At 50.8% G+C, this 19,540-nt stretch carries 14 protein-coding genes; 1 reads left to right on the forward strand and 13 read right to left on the reverse strand.

Annotated elements, in window-relative coordinates; genetic code table 11:
- Positions 1 to 29 precede the first annotated feature (29 nt).
- Positions 30 to 1,484, reverse strand: coding sequence for an aminotransferase-like domain-containing protein (locus J7E85_RS14130; RefSeq protein WP_215158731.1), 1,455 nt, complete (start codon positions 1,482 to 1,484; stop codon positions 30 to 32).
- A gap of 251 nt (positions 1,485 to 1,735) precedes the next feature.
- Here J7E85_RS14130 and J7E85_RS14135 point away from each other — a divergent pair, with 251 nt between their 5' ends.
- Positions 1,736 to 2,980, forward strand: coding sequence for an acyl-CoA thioesterase/bile acid-CoA:amino acid N-acyltransferase family protein (locus J7E85_RS14135; protein ID WP_215158733.1), 1,245 nt, complete (start codon positions 1,736 to 1,738; stop codon positions 2,978 to 2,980).
- A gap of 92 nt (positions 2,981 to 3,072) precedes the next feature.
- On the opposite strand, the gene J7E85_RS14140 is transcribed toward J7E85_RS14135, so the two are convergent.
- From J7E85_RS14140 to J7E85_RS14195, 12 genes are all read right to left on the reverse strand, one after another.
- Positions 3,073 to 4,737, reverse strand: a complete 1,665-nt coding sequence (locus tag J7E85_RS14140) for a DUF4091 domain-containing protein (protein WP_215158735.1) — start codon at positions 4,735 to 4,737, stop codon at positions 3,073 to 3,075.
- 178 nt (positions 4,738 to 4,915) lie between these two features.
- A complete protein-coding gene (locus J7E85_RS14145) occupies positions 4,916 to 5,182 on the reverse strand; it encodes a discoidin domain-containing protein (protein ID WP_353049497.1) in 267 nt (88 codons plus the stop codon).
- Positions 5,175 to 5,429 (reverse strand): hypothetical protein, encoded by a 255-nt coding sequence (locus tag J7E85_RS14150; RefSeq protein ID WP_251035709.1) that lies wholly within the window; start codon positions 5,427 to 5,429, stop codon positions 5,175 to 5,177. The genes J7E85_RS14145 and J7E85_RS14150 overlap by 8 nt, the downstream gene beginning before the upstream one ends.
- A 222-nt stretch (positions 5,430 to 5,651) precedes the next feature.
- Positions 5,652 to 6,161: a DUF4188 domain-containing protein gene (locus J7E85_RS14155; protein WP_215158737.1), complete on the reverse strand. Its 510-nt coding sequence runs from the start codon at positions 6,159 to 6,161 to the stop codon at positions 5,652 to 5,654.
- Between the two features lie 6 nt (positions 6,162 to 6,167).
- Entirely contained in the window at positions 6,168 to 6,809 is a 642-nt protein-coding gene (locus J7E85_RS14160) for a TetR/AcrR family transcriptional regulator (protein WP_215158739.1), read from the reverse strand.
- 173 nt (positions 6,810 to 6,982) lie between these two features.
- Positions 6,983 to 8,155 carry a glycoside hydrolase family 88 protein gene (locus tag J7E85_RS14165; protein ID WP_215158741.1) on the reverse strand — a complete coding sequence of 391 codons (1,173 nt, stop codon included), beginning with the start codon at positions 8,153 to 8,155 and terminating at the stop codon, positions 6,983 to 6,985.
- A gap of 32 nt (positions 8,156 to 8,187) precedes the next feature.
- Positions 8,188 to 10,557, reverse strand: coding sequence for a helix-turn-helix domain-containing protein (locus J7E85_RS14170; RefSeq protein WP_215158743.1), 2,370 nt, complete (start codon positions 10,555 to 10,557; stop codon positions 8,188 to 8,190).
- 150 nt (positions 10,558 to 10,707) lie between these two features.
- Entirely contained in the window at positions 10,708 to 12,411 is a 1,704-nt protein-coding gene (locus J7E85_RS14175) for an alpha-L-fucosidase (protein ID WP_215158745.1), read from the reverse strand.
- Between the two features lie 10 nt (positions 12,412 to 12,421).
- Positions 12,422 to 13,300 carry a carbohydrate ABC transporter permease gene (locus J7E85_RS14180; protein WP_076324101.1) on the reverse strand — a complete coding sequence of 293 codons (879 nt, stop codon included), beginning with the start codon at positions 13,298 to 13,300 and terminating at the stop codon, positions 12,422 to 12,424.
- Positions 13,301 to 13,314: 14 nt separating this feature from the next.
- Complete coding sequence (locus J7E85_RS14185) at positions 13,315 to 14,259, reverse strand: ABC transporter permease (RefSeq protein ID WP_215158747.1); 945 nt, start codon at positions 14,257 to 14,259, stop codon at positions 13,315 to 13,317.
- 88 nt (positions 14,260 to 14,347) lie between these two features.
- Positions 14,348 to 15,949: a type 2 periplasmic-binding domain-containing protein gene (locus J7E85_RS14190; RefSeq protein ID WP_215158749.1), complete on the reverse strand. Its 1,602-nt coding sequence runs from the start codon at positions 15,947 to 15,949 to the stop codon at positions 14,348 to 14,350.
- A 231-nt stretch (positions 15,950 to 16,180) separates the two neighbouring features.
- On the reverse strand, positions 16,181 to 19,393 hold the full coding sequence (locus J7E85_RS14195; protein ID WP_251035710.1) for a M60 family metallopeptidase: 3,213 nt from the start codon (positions 19,391 to 19,393) through the stop codon (positions 16,181 to 16,183).
- Positions 19,394 to 19,540: the final 147 nt, after the last annotated feature.

Raw genomic sequence — 19,540 nt, forward strand, 5'->3', positions numbered from 1 at the left:
ATCATTCCGCCTTCTCCGTTGTAGCTTTATTACACCAGCTTTCTGGCCGCCTCGCCGATGATGCGGATTCCCTTCACGATGTTCTCGTCGGAGACGCGGGAGAATCCGAGACGCATGGTGTGATGGCCCCCGCCATCGGTATAAAAAATGTCGCCTGGCGTGAACACCACGCCCCGGGCGGAGCAGGCCTCCAGCAGCTCGCGGGTTCGGAATTCGGGACCGAATTCAACGAACAGGTGAAGCCCGCCGTCACCGGACAACCGCTCCATCGGAATCCACTCCTCGCAGCAGCGGATCGCAAGCTCATATTTTCGCTTGTACTCGGCCTTCGCCTTCTTTAAATATTTCTCGAAGTTGCCGTTGTGCAAATATTGAAAGAGCAGGGATTGATCCAGGGTCGATGTGTGAATGCTGCGGGCACGTTTCACGCTCTCCAGATAATGAATCAGCGTCTTGTCGGCAAGCACCCAACCGACTCGCAGGCCAGGAAATAGGATTTTTGAGAAGCTGCCCAAATAGATCACGCTGTTGTTCTCTCCGCCTGCACATGCAACGAGAGGCGCGATGTGCGAGCCCGAATAGCGCAGCTCTTCGTTGAAACCATCTTCGATAACGGGAATTTCGTACTCATTCAGCAGTCGGAGCGCTTCCAGCCTCTTCTGGTGTGACATCACGATTCCTGTAGGATTATGATAGGAAGGCACAAGGTACGCCATGTCGTACGTCCGCTCCGACAGCTCGCGTGCGAGCTCCGTCAAGCTAATGCCGTCTTGCTTCATCTCGACGCCGGTAATGGCGTACCCGTGCATTTTAAAATTTTTAATAGCTGTATGATGGGTAGGATTCTCGCATAGAATGCGGCCATGCCCTTTGTTCAAGGCGGATAGCACCAGACTTAATCCTTCCGTAAAACCGCTGGTGATCAGCATATCCTTACCCTGAATGTTCACGCCCTTGTTCTCCATATAACGGAGGAGGTAATCAATAAGCGGTTTATAGCCCTTGGCGTAACCGTAGTTTAGAAGTACATCACCTTCAAGCGACATCCGGTCCAGGAATGCACGTTTGACATTTTGCAGATCGAACAGCTTTTCATCGGGAGCGATGCTTGTAAAAGATATGGAGCCCTTCTCAGCGCGGATGCCGTGCTTCATCAGATCATTCTCTTCCGCAAGCCTGGCGTATTCGTTCAGACGAAGCCCCCAGTCCAGCCGTTTGCCTTCGGGCTGTATGGATGCCCCGCTGATCGAAGGGACAACAAAGTGACCCTGCCCTTTGACCGCGTAGATATAACCTTCATCCTCCAAATCCGAGTAAGCACTCAGGACCGTATTACGGCCTACCCGAAACAATGCGCTTAGCTCGCGCGTGGAGGGGAGCTTCTGATCGGCTTGCAGCGCCCCGGTCGTCATCAAGCGCTTCATGTAATCTTTAACTTGAATGTACGCCGGACGATCATCCGCCAACTTGAAATCCAAATACATCGTTCTTACCCCCTTGCTCTTATGATGGCACAAATTCGGCGGTACCACTAGAACCACAGCAGGCCTCTTTCGCCTCGGGCGTGGTTTGCCGGTGACATGCGGCCGGCTTTTTATATCAAACAACCTTGGCCAATTCTTTGGATTTAACAGGATTTAAGTGTCCATTAACAGAACTATACCATCTTGACACGAATGCAAAGGAGATTATGATGGTGAACCTTCCAAGAATTGTAATCAGCAATCTTAATTCCATGATAAACGAGCCTATTAAGATATCTGCCATGGGTATGCAGCCACGGGAAGCCGTGACGTTCCACCTCATCAAAAAAATAAACGAAGAACGTTATTTAGCTTCATGGGCAAGCTTTAGGGCAGATCAAGACGGCAAGGTTGCTCTGGACGAGCTAGCTCCTGATCACGGCACGTACCGCGGCGTTGACGGTATGGCTCTGTTTTGGTCCATGAAGCCGGTCACCAAAAATGCCGTGACGCAATATTTTGATAACACATCGATTCTGGCCGCCCATCGTGATGAGCTATCTCCGCAAGCTCTGCTTGTCCTGCTGGAAATGAACGACAAGGTGGTTGCACATCAAGTGATCACCCGCCATTGGATGAGCGATGACATAAGGAAACTTACCATTCGGGAAGCCGGTTCAACTGGTAGTTTTTTCTATAGCCAGGATATGAACCCTAGACCTGCCATTATGGTTGTTGGTGGATCCGAGGGAGGAATACATGAGAAAACCGCCGCTCTTTTAGCCTCACACGGATTCACGGTGTTATCCCTGGGCTACTTCGGCTTGGAGAGTCTACCAAAACAACTTAGAGATATTCCGCTTGAAACCATACAGACGGCTTTAACGTGGTTGCACAACAGACCTGAAGTTCAGGCAGGCGGAATCGGCATTCATGGTACCTCCAGAGGCAGTGAATTGGCTTTGTGGTCAGCGACCTTGTTTCCTGACATTCATGCAGCGGTTTCATTAAGCGGATCGGCCGTATCATTCTGTGGCATTGTTCCGTGGACTGATCAGCCGACACTTCCACCTGCATGGACCTACCAAGGACAGCCGCTTCCTTACCTTCAGCCTGATAATCCAATCGAATTAGTGCGTGAATGTAAGGATATGTGGACCAACCGGAATGGAAACCCCTTTAGAACCTGGCATGACGGACTTTCGAAAAACACGGATTTGGTTGAAGCTGCAACCATTCCTCTAGAAAGGATGAACGGCGAGCTCCTCATGATATCGGGATTGGCTGATGAGAGCTGGAATTCCGCTTATCTCTCGGAGCAAGGTTTCAAACGAAAGACAGCTTTCCGCAAAGACGCATCCAAACATCTGATCTATGATGGGGCAGGACATTACATTGGTATACCTTATCTGCGAGCGGTGTCCTCCGATCAGGGAAACCAACAGGCTCTTGCACAAGCAAGCGTAGAATCATGGAAAGAAACCATTCGTTTCTTCAAGCGCGTATTATGTAAATAAAATAAAGGTCTCACATTCCTATAACGGGAATGCGAGACCTTCTTATACAGAGTTCAATGCCGCCAAGATTTAGTTTGTACTCACCAGCCGGCTTACTTCACAACCAAACTTTCCTTGATCTTATCGTTGATCCACTGCCGCTTCGACAGCAGCCATTCCTGCTCCCTCGGATACGTCTTAAAGGTGATTGGCTCTTCGAGCCCTTCCTCCAGCGCCTGCAGCACAGCCTCTCTGCCGATCTGCGTCTCCAGCAGTTGAAGCGCTCTCAAATCTTGAAGCGCTTCCTGGAATACCTTCAGCCGAATGGATTCGATCGGTCCTTCTTCACCAGGGTATACCACAAAAGCATCCCCGGAAGGAAAACCGCAATCCGCATCCGTCACCTTGAACGGATCAATGGAGCGTTTCGAGTATTGCGAATTCCAAAAGTTATATCCCCAATGGAGAAATCCCTCGATATTAAACTTATACAGCTGAATCCCGATGATCCGGTTTCTTGCCGAAGGCAAATTGAAGAAACGGTTGGACACTTCCTTGTACTGGGAACAGCAATAATAGGTCCACAGTGGCGTTACCTGTTGATCCAGAAAAGGCTCAATGTGATTGCTGGCCGGAATCGGACGCTTCACCAGCCCCTGCTCATAGAACGAAATATCGGAGAGCGCGTCAATGATCGGGTAATCCGGCAGCAGCTCGTTCATCAACCGGCTTGCATGACCGTAGGCCTCCAGATGGGACTCGGACGGCTCATCGGATACATGAAAATAGCAGCGCTGCTCAAGTCCCCGGCTTTCAATCCAACCGGTCAGGGCCGGTATGAATTGTCTGATGAAGGCATGATACGCTTCTCCGGTCGCATCCGTCTCCCATCCGAACAGCTTCTCAGGCTTTCCGTTCACGTTAGCGATAATTTTCGGCGCATGCCCGGCTCCCCACTGGGTGAAAAGATGCGAGAATTCCAGATACTGAATCCCATTAGAATCACACAGGTCTGCCCAGCGGTCCAGCTTATCAAACCCAAACGCATACGCTCCATCCTGGGTTACAGCGACGTCAACCAGTTGCACCGTCGGCCGTTCTCCGCCCACTTCCGTATCCAGCGGAGGCGTAAACAATGGGGTCAGGATCATATTGATGCCATGCTGAGCGGCGGTCTGCATAAATTGACCGATCAACGTCCAGTGCCGTTCACTAAAAATCCCCACCTCGTAGTAGTTCGCCAAGCAATCGGCATGGAACCATTCCGTATGAATCAGCGTCTGGTCCGGCAAGGTTGCCGGAATCACTTCGAGCGTGAATACCTCTTCTCCAAGCGACTCTCCCGATTCCGCTTCAAAACGGATCCGGATTTCATATGTACCGCCCTTGATCTCACCCTCAGGCTGTACCGTTATCCATAGACTTCTCCACTGGTTCGGGCATCCGGTTATCACAGGCTCTGATGCCAGAGGCAGCAACGGGTCCGGATACAGCCCGGGCTCAGCTCTTAAGATAGACTCGTCATGATCATGATACGTAGGCAGCTCCGATGGAACCAGGCCTACAGAACGGACTGTAATCCGCTCGCTCAACGCTGATTGCAGATGAACCCGGATGTTTTTCAACAAGCGATTGGAACGGTAAGCAACTTGAAACGAGTACGTCTCATTGCCAAACGAAGACCCTCTGTCATACGAGGCTTGTGACAGTTCTTCATCGGCAAATACTTTGGACAAAGAGCTCAACAACCGGGTCTCAAATGATACGGAATGACTCATGCAGGTTACACCTCTCTACAATGAAATGGGATACTTTCACGTACATCTTACACTAATCTGGATGAAACGGAAGGTGAATTTTGCGTTTTCGAAAAAAAAGGAGCCACCGCTCTTTTGCGGTGGCCGCCTTATTATGGCCCCATACCGGAAATTCCGCGAAGATGCTAGAATTCTCCCATCAATCCTTCGGGCTCCGATATACTTCAAAGCCGGACAGACGCGGACACCATCTCGATTCCAAAATGGTAAGCCGGATATATTGAGCCCGTACAGCGGGAAAGCGGCAAATGCGTTTGCGCCCGATCACCGTCCCGGATTGGATCGCATGCCAGTTCCCGTTTTCCATATATTCAAGCTCGAAGCGCTCGATCCGCTGCCCGTACCGGTATTCAGCCAATACGATATGATCAGAATCGATCACTCGCCCGAAGTCCAACTCAATCACCGCTGAAAAATCCCGACATATCGGGGTTGAACAGCAATTCCTGCACCAGCATCTGATCGATGGCCTTCAGCGAATAATCCACCGATCGCATCGCCTGCTGAATCATCGTCTCATTCGCCTGAATCGCACCCTGCCGCGACTGTTCGTCGAGCATTTGAAAAAAGACAAAAAATACAAAGGAAATTACGATAAAGAAGACCGGCATATACGACAAAAGCTGACGGTAAAACCACGCTTTTCTTCCCATAGGCATCCCCCTAAGCGAATCCTTATCTCTTCGTCGATTGAAAGTAATTTCATCATAGAAGAATGGACGGGGATTACCAACACCTTTTTGGAGCGCGGAAGAAAAACAAGTCTAAAGAATCACGACTTCCATAGCATTTACACGTCCTTTAAGCTATGGTAATTATCCTTTGCCTTAAGTTGCGGCAACCGGAGGGAGAGATTAGCCGCCGATAAGCCTGAACTACGGATTTGGAGGAGTGGGCACAGCCGGTTCTCCCTCGCGGCCAAGCCGCCGGCTTGCCGTTTCCCTGCGTCCCGTCGCGGGGACATGGGCCCCCGCTTTTGCCAAACCGAACCTCGGCATATTGTTGTACAGACATTCATATTGTCCTTCCGGAACCAAATAGGTTTCGTGAAATATCCCTACGTCCCCTCCCGTTCCAATCTTGCGGTTGAAATCCCGCCATGCCTTCAGGTGATTGGCTCCGTGACGGGCATAATGCTCCAGGTGTTCGAAACTCCTCCAATATTGAATAAGAGTAAGCCCCTTGCCGGAAAAATGATAGGTACCGTCCATGAAACCGAGCTCATCCTTGTTCCGGTACAGCTCCTGAAGCATCGGGGACATGGCATTCATGACAGGCAGCCACTTATGGACCGCCCACCACTTGTTAATCCGAAACCCGATCACGAATACAACGAAGGATCCTTCCATGTGTGCGGTATATCGACCTGGAATGACTTTGCTCATACCTGTTCACTCCTCTTCCTTTATTTCTAGCAGACCAAGATGCGTTTCGTAAAAGCGACTGATTTCGGTTGAATTATACAATTGCGCCGTCAGAAACGCGCCATAAAAAATGGTGAAACAAATCTGCACAGCTTGCTCCAAGGTAAAAGCTTTGTTCAGCCTTCCGGCTTGCTCCTCTTCCTTCATGAACTGCTGGAACAAATCGTACATGTTAGGTGACTTGCTTCCCGCTTCCTCGTGTCCGGGAAAGAGCAGCGATACTTCCGCAGAGCTGAGCTCCGGCATGCAGGGCTGCATGTTCTGCTCCGCGAGAAAGGAGATCAGGCTTGGCATCATGCCTGGCCTCACTTGATGCTCATTAGCCACTTGGGACAACAGATGCCGGAAAGCCTGAAATCCCTTTTTCCCTTCCGTATCGATCTCGATAACCCGCTCGGTCAGCCATACCCGCATAAAATAAATCAGCAGATCCTCTTTGCGTTGATAGAACTTAAAAAAAGTGACTTTTGAGATTTCGGCTCGCCTGCAGATGTCCTCCACCATAACCTGGCTGAACATCCGATCGCTCATCAAGGATAATGCCGCTTCATACAGCGCGATTTTGTTCTTGGCTTTTTTTAGTTCCCTTAATGGGATATCCGGATCCATTGTGATAGCCCCCTTAAAGTTAACTCATGTAAATAAATTAACACGAGTTAATTTATTTTGTCAATCCAACCATATCAAATAGCAGACAGACAAAATACCCCTAACATCAGGCACGCTGATGTTAGGGGTACGGCATACATTCACTCTGTCTTTTGAATATGGATCCTCTTCAGTTACCAGTACATATCCCAATCTTTATAGACCCTTACCAAAGCTTCAAAATAGAAATAGTCCCCCCAAATGCAGCATTCGTCGATTCCGTTGCCGAGCGGCTTTCCGTACACCGCATGCTGCAGAATGCCGTTGGATCCTGGGAGCGATACCGTCGTATAGCAATCGCTTAATGACCCCAGAACGCGCAGTGCCGCGTTCTCGTACGTACGGTGCCGCGGGTGTGAGAGCGGCAAATGCTTTGCCAGTTCCAGCATTCCGCATACCGAAATGGCTGCGGCCGAGCTGTCCCTCTCTTCCTGCCCTTTGGTGAATATCAAATCCCAATAGCACACATAATCCTCTGGCAGCCGATTCAAAAAGTAATTCGTGACTCGCTCGGCATCATGCAGCAGCGATTCATCCTTCGTATATGCGTAACTGAGCGGCATACCGTAAATGGCCCAGGCCTGACCGCGGGACCAGCATGAATGATCCGCATATCCTTGGGACGTTTGCCCAAACCTTGGTTCTCCGCTCTCGACATCCATATAATACGTGTGATACGTTGAGGAATCCTCGCGGATCAAATAACGGGAGGATTGCTGCGCATGGCTTATGGCGGCGCGCCGATACTCCGGTTTGCGGGTTTCCTCTGTCGCCCAATAGAGCAAAGGCAAATTCATGCAGCAGTCGATGATCATTCGGCCGCGCTGTGAAGGCTGGTCCAGCTTGCCCCAAGCCTGAATGATCCCGGCTTTCTCGAAATACCGCTCCATCAACAGGTCTGCTGCGGCCAAGGCAATCCGTCTCGCTTCTGCATTCCCGGTCAGCTTATAAGCGGCAACGCAGGACAAGGAATACAAAAATCCCAGATCATGCGTCTCCGTGGCGATGCGCTGCTCCACGCGCTCCTTGTAGCTGTGGAGCTGAAGCTCCGCTGTCGACCGGTACTTGGCATCCCCCGTGACCTCATAAGCAAGCCACAGCATCCCGGTCCAGAATGACGAGGTCCATTCCGTATTGCCGATTGGCTCGTAGATATGATTGCGGCTTGCAGGGGATGGAAAACGGCCTGAAAATGTGTCTAAATTCTCATCGATCTTATGCAGCACGAATTCGATGGCGGCTTTGGTCCTTTGCTGCGTCCATGTCGTTATCTCGCCGTATTTTAAAGGTTCCTGGATCGCTTCCATTTCTAATTGGCCACTCCTCTCCGCGTTTAACGTTATTGCCCGCTTGCGCTCACCCGATATTTGCCGGGGGTGACCCCCTCCAATTTCTTGAATGCCCGGATGAACACGACATCATTGGTATAGCCGACCAGTTGGGCCAGCTGCGCATTGGTCAGTTCCGATTGCTCCATCAATATCTTCGCTTTCTCAATTCTCGCTCGGGTAATATAGTCGGTGATATTGCATCGATTCATCTTCTTAAAGAAACTCGAAATATATTGCGGCGTCATGCCGAAATGATCGGCGATCATACCGAGTCCTAAATTATAATCGGTTAAATTCCGGTCAATGAATGCCATCATATCCTGCTGCAGCTGGATGCTGTGATCGCTGTGCTCCGTATGAAAGAGACGGGTCAGCTTTTCATACAACCGCTTGGTCTCAGCCTGCATTTCATCGCTTGTGGCACAACCGAATATGTGTTTTACGGGATCAAAGCTCGGTCCCAGCAGGGTTTCATGATTCGTGTTCGTCAAATTCAATATCTTCAGAAAGGTGCTTATGATATTGAAGAACAGGCATCTGCCCAGTTCAGGGGTCATGCCCGCCGAATTAAAATTCATCGTGTAAATATTGTCCAGCAGCTTGGCAACGTTTTCCGTATCGCCGCTTCTGACATGATTAACAAGCTGCGACTCGAACTCGATCGGATAGTAATAATGATGCTTAATGTCCCGTACATATCCGAAGTGAATGATGGAATTTCTACCGCTGAACATGCGGTAATCCAGGGCGGCCATGGCTTCGAGATAAGCGCTGCCGATGGTTCCGTTTCCTGTGTGTACGCTGCTGACGGCAATCGTCACGGAAATATGGAAACGGTCCTCCAGTATACGGAGCAATCGCTCTGCAATCTCATGAAGGAAGAGCTCAGCCTCCCCGCTCTCAACTGGATGGAAATTGACCAGGAACGCTACCCGGTCGCGTTCCATATCGACGGCGAATCCCTGGTGACCCGAATTCGCAATGTCCGTGCCGATATTGGAGACAATAAACCGGATTTGCGTCCAATCTTGCTCAGATGGTTCCGGTGACAGTCTTGAAATATCCACAGCTTGAACGATGATTACTGCAAACATATCAGACCCGAAGTGTATGCCCATGGCCACTAATGACGGCCCTCCTTGATCCTCCGCATGATCCGGATCGATGTACCCCCGAATGAGCCTTGACAGAAAATCAGCGCGGATGACGGGCGTTTGCCTGAACAGTCGCTCTCTCAGATGCCGCTGCTCAACGAGCGAGCCTTCGATCGTTTGCAAAATGAAATCATATTCGTTCGCGGCCGGCTTATCCTGAATCGGCTTTCCTTGAAGAATGGCATCAACCACCCGTTTGACGGGACTGTATTGTCGGTATGCAAACCAACAAGCAACGGCTGCTCCTGCGACAAGCGAAACGACAAACACCGTCAGCGCCATTCTCTTCAGTTGTGCTACTCGTTCCATGACACTGTCCATCGGCATGACGGATACATACTGCCAGCCGGCCTCCTTGGATTCCGTAAAAGTGATCATGCTGTCCGTGCCATTTAATGCTGTCTTGAACAATCCCGATGGACCAGCTAGTCTTTCCGTCACCTGCACGGACAGCTCCGAGTCCGAGGAACTTGCGATCACGCCCCGTTCCTTATCGAGGATATAAATCTCGCTGTCGTTGGCGGACTCGATTTGCCGGAACATTTCTTGAAGCTGCTGCCCATCGATCATGATAACCAGCGTTCCGCGGATATTAGACACTTCATGAAGCGGAAGTGATTGCGCATAAGTGATCACATTCGCCGGGTTGCCATTTCCTTGGTTCGGGTCCTGAAGCAGCACATCGGAGGGCAGAAATGCCTTGTTATGATAGCTGCCAAGCAACGTCCGCTTCCATGTATCAAAGTCCATATGCCCAAACCGGTAATACTTGTCGTAAAAGGTTCTTGCATCCGTCCGCAATCCAGGCTTCAAAATGACGTCTCCGGCCTGCAGATGAACATAGTAGTCCTTCACGAATCCGCTTACAAAAGATTGATAACGATTTAAGTAATCGCGGACGAATTCTACCTGGCGGTACGCCCCCCCTTGATCATGCCGATCAAGATTCAGCAAATAAGCCAGTTTGGGGTTAAACATAATTTGCTTGGCCAAAATATCCACTTCTTTAAGCTTGCTGTCCATGGAAAGCCGCAGCTGCTCCAGCATCGCCGAATTTGAACGCTCCGCATTGTTTTCCATCACGTTTTCCACCCGTCCATATAGAAAAAGCCCCACGGTCATAGGCAATAAAAGGATGAGCAAATACGAAACGATCATGGTTTTCAAGACGCGTCCCCGACTGCTCTTTCGCTTGCCGGGAAGAAGTCCGGGTATCGAGATCATGACGCATTCCTCCAAGAAAATGTATGGAAAAACCTATTTCTTGAATCCTTCGCCAAACGGACTAGCAAACCCTTTAATAATTTCGGTCACCCCAAGAGAGACGCCACCCCCCGTTAAAAGGGATGCTTAAATTTTGGGTACATCGGGGTATTAAAACACCTGAACTAATCGTACCGAACGAAGCTTCACGGCAGCCGCTTGCCAAATTTCCGGTCCGAAAGGTTTCGGCTTCGCAAGCTTGGTCGATAAGGTCAATGCATACATACCTGGATTGTCAATGACGATTCGCCCGATCGATGACTGAACCTCGGTATACGGATGCTGGCAGGATATGGAGTCGCTGACGACCTTATCCTCTTGAGGAACACACGCAATCGTCTGCTCTGCTGCCTGTACGGTGACTTCATGATCATATTCCTTTTCCCAAACGGCATCGGATCTTTTAAAGTTGACGAGTTTGACTTCATATATGCCGGACGACGACGCCTTAAAGGTCCACCGGGCCTCGTTCATCCCGTTGCCTGTCGTTATGTCCGACAGTACAAGATCCAAATGAATGGCGCCCTCCGCCTGTTGGATAAAACTCCGATCTACATCGATCCTGCCCTCGACTTCCAATGCAATAACTGATACGTGATCTTCCGGAGGAAGCTCCGGCAATCGGATCCGCATCGCGTGATGGTCCGTTTCCGGCCGATAGCTCTGTTGCACGGGAAGACTGCCTGTACTCGGGTCTGTGAGCAGATAAGCTTTTTTAACCGTATTTCTCACCCCGTTCAATAACAGTTCTTCCGTTGGCCAATAGCGATTGTACACATGGAGGAAGAGCGTATTTCCTTTCACCGTAATCGCCCCCCATTCCAGCTCGTAAGGGAACGGGCTTGCGCTTGTGCCGTAGACCGCCTCTCCATTTCGCGCCAGCCAACCGCCAACTTCCTCCAGGCGTAGAGCGGATTTTTCCGGAATTATTCCTGTTTCCGTAGGGCCGACATTGAGCAGCAGATTTCCTCCCTTGCTTACGATGTGCACCAATTTTCGGACCAAAGCATCCGTCGATTTCCATACTTGATCCTTCGTGCTGTACCCCCACGATTGATTTAGGGTCATCGGCGTCTCCCATTCCCTTGTTTCCTCGCCATGCATCGGAATTTCGTTATCACCCTTGGATTGGTAGTCTCCGAAATCAGGCCAATGGCTTACCCTGCTGTTAATCAGGCATTCGGGCTGAAGCTCGCGGATCATGTTCACCATCGTTTCGCTCTCCTTCTTCGACAATCCGCCGGATGTGTCGAACCAGAGCAGGCCGACCGGACCGTATTCCGTCAGCAGCTCGCGTACTTGTCCCTTCGCTTTATGGTTCCAGTAACTGAAGAACGCCTTCTTCTCCAGCTCGTAGTCCCACAGATTGTTAAACGTATCATGGAGCGCATGCGGATGGTGCCAATCAATGACATGCGAATAGTAAAAGCAGAGGCGGATTCCTTCCTCCCTGCAGGCCTCGGATAATTCCTTCAACGCATCCCGGCCGAATGGAGAAGCATCCACGATATTGAACGGGTCCGTCCGTGAATGGTACATGGCGAAGCCATCGTGATGTTTGGCTGTAATGACGATATATTTCATGCCTGCCCTTTTGGCGCAATTCACCCAAGCTTTGGCATCAAACTGTGTCGGATTGAATTCCTCGGCAAGTTTCTCATATTCCTTTACCGGTATTTTGTTGGCATACATGACCCACTCCCCTTTGCCGAGCAGCGAATATACCCCCCAGTGGATGAACATGCCGAATTTGGCATCCTTCCACCACTGCATCCGGTTCTTCCTTTCCGTTACGATCTCTAATGAGTCAGCCATCGTTCTCCTCCTATTCCTTAATGGCGCCGATCAAAACGCCTTTGACGAAATATTTTTGCAAAAACGGATACAGAAGCAGGATCGGCAATGTGGATACGATAATCGTTGCATATTTAATGGTGTCCGCGATCGCCATCCGGTCTCCCGAGGCTTCCGTCATCATGCTGTCCGTTGTATTGGTTATGAGAATTTCCCGTAACACGAGCTGGAGCGGGAATAGCTCCCGGTCCCTTAGATAGATGAGCGCCCCGAAATATGAATTCCAGTGCCCCACGGCATACCATAGAATCATGACGGCGATAACGGGCATGGACAGCGGAATAATGATCCGGAACAGAATGATCAGATCGTTCGCACCGTCGATTTTCGCCGACTCCTCAAGACTAATCGGGACGGACTGAAAGGCGGTCCGCATAATGATCATATTGAACGTGCCAATCATTCCGGGGATCAGCATCGCCCAGATCGTGTTCAGCATCCCCAGGTTATTGATCAGCAGATAAGTCGGAATCAGGCCGCCGCCGAAAAACATGGTGATAACGATCAGCATCATCAAGAGATTTTTGAAGTACAGGTTTCTGCGGGACAGTACGTAAGCACCGATCGCCGTGGCCACCAGATTGATGGCTGTACCCGCCGCGACGTAGATCAGCGTGTTCCGATATCCCGTCGTAATCATCGGATTGTTAAACACCGCCTTATAGGCTTCGAAGTTAATGTCAAGCGGAGCGAACAGCAGCCCCCGGTGTTGGGCCAATGAAGCGGGATCGCTGAACGAAGCGAAGGCAACATACACGAACGGATATAAGGTGACGAAGCAGAGGCCCGTCAGGATCAACGCGTTCAAACAGACGAAGGTTAACTCTCCTGCGGATCGTTTGTTAGCCATGAACGCCCTCCTCTCTACCACAGTTTATGTTCGCTGACCCGCTTGCTGATGGAGTTCGCGAGTACAAGCAGGATGAAGCTGACGACCGAATTAAATAATCCAACTGCGGTCGTGAAACCGTAATCCGTCTCCAGAACCCCTCTACGGTAGACAAAGGTCGAGATCACGTCTGCCGTTTCATAAGTAAGCGGGCTGTACATCAGCAATACTTTTTCGCTGCCAACACTGAGCATGGAGCCCATATTGAGAATAAAAATGATGATGATCGTTGGCAGCATGCCCGGCAGCGTGATGTGCAGCATTTGTTTCCACCGGCCTGCCCCGTCCATCTTGGCAGCTTCGTAAAGGGTCGGGTCAATGGTGGCGATGGCGGCAAGATAAATGATCGAACCCCAGCCTACGCCTTGCCAAATGCCGGAGCCGACATATATCGTACGGAACCAGCTGGCCTCGCTCATGAACGGAATCGATTCGATGCCGAAAAAGCCCAGAATCTGATTCACCAAGCCATCTCTTGCAAGAAAATCGAACATGATCCCTGTCACCACGACGATGGATACGAAATGCGGCAAATATGATATCGTCTGAACCGTACGCTTAAAAAGCCGGCTGCGGATTTCGTTCAGCAGCAGAGCAAGAATAAGCGGTGCCGGGAACGCGAAGATAAGCTCATAGACATTGATCAGCACCGTATTGCGCAGAAGGCGTTCGAAATAATAGCTGTTAAAGAAATTGCGGAAATGCTCAAATCCGATCCACTCGCTTCCCCAGATGCCATCGGCAATGCTGAAATCTTTGAAAGCCATCAAGAGACCGTACATGGGTCCGTAGTGGAAGACGGCATAGTATAGAATGACGGGAAGCGCCAGTATATAAACGAATTTATTCCTTCTCAAATCGTTCGCAATCGTTGTCCATTTCCCTTTGTGCTCGAAGGGATTATCCTGGGTTGCAGACAAACGAATCCCTCCCTCCAAATCAATTTATATTGCAGCGCCAAGAGCGGCGGAGACTGCAGATTTCCGCCGCTTCAGGACGTTTAACCGTTTACCGTTTACCGTAACGCTCCAAGGCTTTTTGCTGTATTTCCAGAGCTTCGGCAAGACCCATGGATTCAATGGTTTTCACATACTTGTCAAACTGATCCAAAGGCTCGGCGCCCATGACGAACTTCAAGTACATCTCGTCCTTGTATGTGTTGATGTCCGTCATGATTGAAGCATAGCGGCTGCTCTCGGATTGGGTCGGCGTTGTGCGCGGCATTTTCTTTTCCATGGTCGGCTCTGCCCAGATGATCTTGGACTCCAGCTGATCCGGCTCGGTCGTGTATTGTTGATCGAATCGTATATCAAGCATGAACGGTCCGCTGAAGGTTGCGCGGTTATGCTTGGACATGGACTGGATCAATGGCAGTCCGGAAGGATCTTTCAATACTTCGGGCTTAAATATCGGCTTGCCGTCCTCCATCGCGTAGCTGACGCCCTCCTTTCCGAAATTAAACAACAGGGCGCCTTCCTCGGAATAGCCGTAATCCAGCCACTTCACCGTTTCAATCGGATTTTTGTTACTGGTGGTAACGGCTGCCCCGATTCCGTTAAATGCATAGTCCTTATATCCCCAAATCTGCTTATCGCCTTGTTTCATTACAGGATAGGGGGCTGCCACCAATCTGAAGTTCGGATCTTTATCCTTCATCAGCGTTCCATACTTGCCAATCCCGCTGCCGGTGTATAGAATCGCTGATCCGATTTGCCCGCCCGTAATCTTGGCCTCCAGCATTTTCTCATCGGTCGTCGCAAAGTCCTGATCAAGTAAGCCCTCCTTGTACCACTGGTTCATGAGCGTCAGGAATTCCTTGAACCTCGGGTCCGTCGGGCCGTATTTAACCTGTCCTTCCTCTTGGTAAAATCCGGCATTAATTCCCCATGCCCCGAGAAAAGCGGTCGTTGTATCGACATCTCCTTTCGTCAGATACAAGGGAATCTCATCCGCCTTGCCATTGCCATTCGGATCTTGTTCCTTAAAAGCCTTCAACACGTTGTACCATTCATCAATCGTTGTCGGCATAGAAAGCCCCAGCTTATCTAACCAATCCTGCCGGACCGTCGGTCCGAGAAATACCTTAAGCTTGTCGTCGGTGCGCAGGAACGGGAACACATATATGCTGCCGTCATCGGTCGTAATTTCCTTCTTCCACTCCGGATGCTCCTCAAGCACCTTTTTAAAGTTCGGGGCGTATTGGTCGATCAAATCATTGAGTTTGATGATTTTGCCGTCCTTGATCGCCTTCTCCGGTCCCCCTGGGTAACCGGCCCATGAATACTCGATCACGTCCGGGAGCTTATCCGAGGTCATCATGAGGTTGAACTGCTCCGTAGCCTGCTGGCCCTGCGGAGGATGCTGAAAATCCACTTTCACCCCGGTTATCCTCTCCAGTTCCTTATAAGCCTCGATTTCGTTATAACTCTTCATCGTAGCGGACACTTGGCTAACGATTTGCACCCAATACGTCAGTTCCGATAGAACCGGGGATTCCGGGTCCAACGCTGCCTCCGGTTGTTCCTTGGCAGAGCCGCCGCAGCCTGCTGTTATGGCGATGGTGGCGGCAAGCAAAACCATCCAGAATACTTTAAACCTGTTGACCTTCATTATCATTTGCCTCCCTTTTCATTTGCATGTTGTGTGAACTTCTGGTTTGTTAAGCACCACCTTACTGAACATTCTGGCGATTGAACACTGCCGTGTTTTCTAATTGTGCAGTATATTTTTAAGGCAGTACATTGTCTATATTTAATCTTGGACTGATTTATTTAACGATAGATGGTCATTAAAGAGTTCAAGGGCGGCCGAAACGGCCGCCCTTTTCATCAATATAAGCCGCTAGGAAGCCGAGCTGCGGCTTCGGATGTAGTCTATGTCTCCAAGAAGAAGCTCCGCAAAGCCGGAATCGATATGCTTGCCTTGCTGCGCTTTGATGGCATTCTCCAGTGAAGTCAGTGCATCTTCGATGGCTTCGCTTCGGGCCAGATGCTGCTGGAGATCCGAGATTTTAGCCAATAAGCTTTGGGAGATACCACGATTATCGATCCATCCCTTCTCTTCCCCTGCTCTCACGATATCGTCGAGCTGTTCCTGATTCACAACAACTTCGAAAGGATACTCGCGAACCGTGATATTCCCTGCTGCATCTTCTGCCGATATCCGAAGGGTGTGTGGTCCGGCCGTTAGCGTTAACGCTTCTACAACCAGCGTATCAGGAGCTTCCTTACCATCCAGCTCGAAGGCGATATTGGATACACCGCTTAATGTGTCCGAGATTTGAGGCGAAATGGTGATATGCTCAGTTTGGTATACGGACTGGGTCACGTTTGCCGTGATTTCCGGCCCGGTCCGGTCGATCTTCACCGTCTTGGAAGCTTCGTCGCTTGTCACGCCCGACATCGCGGCCGCCCGGGCATGTATCGTTGTCTCGCCTTCCGCTTCTACAAGTATGGGAGCCGTGTAATCCGTCCATTTGCCTTCGGATCCGATCTTGTACTGGCTTCGCATGCCCGCCGCTTCAGCTTCCGCTGTCATGGCAACGGTGACCTTCACCGATTCACGGTTCCACTCGGTGTCCATGTCGGCCTTGATCTCGGGAGGAGCGTTCAGCGTATGCGTCTCCCGCAGCCGCCACACCTCCTGCGAAGGCATCGGAAGATTCAGGGCGTCAACGCGGGAACGAACTTCTTCTTTGGAATACGGCAGCGCCCATTTGTCAAAGAACTCCGTCAGATTCTCACCTGCGATGGTGGATGCCATGATCACAAACGTATCGATCTCCTCTTGGTTCGTCGCAGGCAGCTGCGATGCTGGCAGCTCCCGGTACGCCTTATGAAGCTCAGCGTAAAAGTCCCATCCATAAGCCAGGGAAAGCTGGCGGAACATCACGAGATAACCGAAGAGATCCAGTTGGCCCGAGGCGCCGAACGACTTGCCCGGAAGATCGCTTTCGATATATTCAAACGCTAAGTCATAGAAATCTTTCCCATCGGCATTGCGAATCAATAAGTTGCTGCTGTTGCCGAATTTCTCTTGGATGTATAAGGAGTAAATATTAACCGTGATTTCACCCGTTACGTTCCAGTTCCAAGCTCCTTGCTGATATTCGTGGCCGGTCTCGTGCCAGAAGCCCCATCCACCTTGCGTTACGCGGGATATGTCAACGGCATGACCCGCGGAAGGATCAATGTGGAACATGATGGGATAGCCGGCATGCATATAACCCGCGCTAATCTGTCGATCCGCAACATAACGGAACGGAAGGTCTATACTCTGATGCGGCAGCGGTTGATTCGGGGAAAGCCCTGCAACTTCCTCTGTATAGTCCACGATCGCGTCCCACTTCTCCAATAATTGCTGCGGATCTCCAAGCTGCCTGATATACTCTGACGGAAGCGTCAAGATCACTCTGCGTCCCTGCAGCTCGGCCCAGGGAGCAGGATAATATCGAATCGCATCTTCCCATTCATTAGAAGAGGTCTCACCAAGGATATAATACGGAGCACGAACTCCCCCGCTGATTTCAATATTCTTCTCAACGCCAGGCTGCAGCTTGGTCGGAATCAGGTAAATCAGACCGCCATAAGGGCTGCGAATCCGATTTTCACCCGGAAGGAGCGGCTTTCGCTGCGTTATGACCGGAGGTCGTTCCCATTCCGTTTTACTTGTCAAATTGTCCGTGTGTGCCCCAACCTGCACATCCAGATGCTGCGTGCCTTCAGGGACCTGAACCGTTACCCAATCTCCGGCCGGCGCGTACAGCCCCGTGCTGATCCAATTCTTCGGAACCGTCCCTTGACGTAAATAGTCAAAGGTTGAATAATCAAAATTCACGTGAACGGATTGTCCCGTCACTCGCGGGGCGTCCGCCGGAACAGCTCCAGGAAATTGATCGGCATAAGGGGATTTGGGGGCCGTCAGATCATTGCCGATCCGCCCCAATTGAAATGCTAACAATGCACTGGTATAGGGCGCCTTGGAACGGTCCAGCGGAAACGTAAGCTGGGACTCCAAATCGCTGGCATCCTGCTCGATCACGGCATACAGCGAACTTTGAGGGGTGATGCTGCTGACGGTTCCACCTGTCACCGAAGCGATGACCTGCAGCTTCTTATCCGCGCCGGCGCCAGGCCGCCCGACGTTCACCTGATCCGGTGACAGCGTTCCTGCCTCAATCGCTTCGGCCTGCTCCAGCAGCTTTAGCGAATGATAATTGGCGGATTGCTCCGTCGTCAGTTTAGGCAGGGTTTCCGTTCGAGTCGATGCCGTATTGTTCATTAAGCCGAGGCCCATCCGGTTCAAAAGACGCTGTACCGGGAAGTCCTCACTGAGCCTACCCGACCGGCCTTCATATGCATTCCCGAGAAAGACATGCGGATGCTGCTCCATCACCCAGCCCTTTAAGGGAACAACGACATGACCGCCTTGCGCGACGTAGTCCTCGAGGAGGTCGACCTCACTATCCTTCAAGGTGCCGTCAACATAAGCTACGGGGTAGCGGGACGGATCCAAGTGCTCAGGCGTGAATTGCTCCAACCGGACCAGATCGATCGGCACATCGGTTTCGATGGTATAATTCTTCCACGTTGCCGACAACATGGGCAATCGGCCCTTGCCTTCCAATGCCTCCTGATAGGTCAACGTCTCGGAATCCTCGGTCAGCCACAGGAGGATGTTACGGGCCACCGTCTTCCGCTCATCGGTAATATCGGAGGTAAACTTGAAATAGGAATCGTCACCTGCAACAACGACTTTGCCTTTTCCGTAACGGGCAGCCGCGAGAATTGGCGTCGTGTCGGGGTTGACCGCCAGGACGAAGGCTTGATCTCCGATGGCAGCAACCCCCCCGTTATATGTGGCGGATACCGTCGGATAACCGGACAAATCCTTGTAAATAACATCAAGATCCTGTTGGGTCGCCATATTCGCGGCGGTGTTCGAGTCTAATAAATGAACATCAGCCTGCTCTGTCATACCATCCGCCGCCATCAGTGTCTTTCCTGCTGGCGGAACGGCCACAAGCGCGCACGCAACTGCCAATAACAGCTTCAACCACTTTTTGGTGTGGAAACCCATAGTCAACCGTTCAACTCCTTTGTCGATGATTTCGTAATTAGCAATCAGAAACGAATAACTTCAATTCCACCTCCCACTGCGGTCCCTTTCTCCCCACGTCCTAAATATAAAACGGCCGCCCGG

It is taken from the genome of Paenibacillus sp. ISL-20 (assembly GCF_018613005.1).
Taxonomy (GTDB): Bacteria; Bacillota; Bacilli; order Paenibacillales; family Paenibacillaceae; genus Paenibacillus_AQ.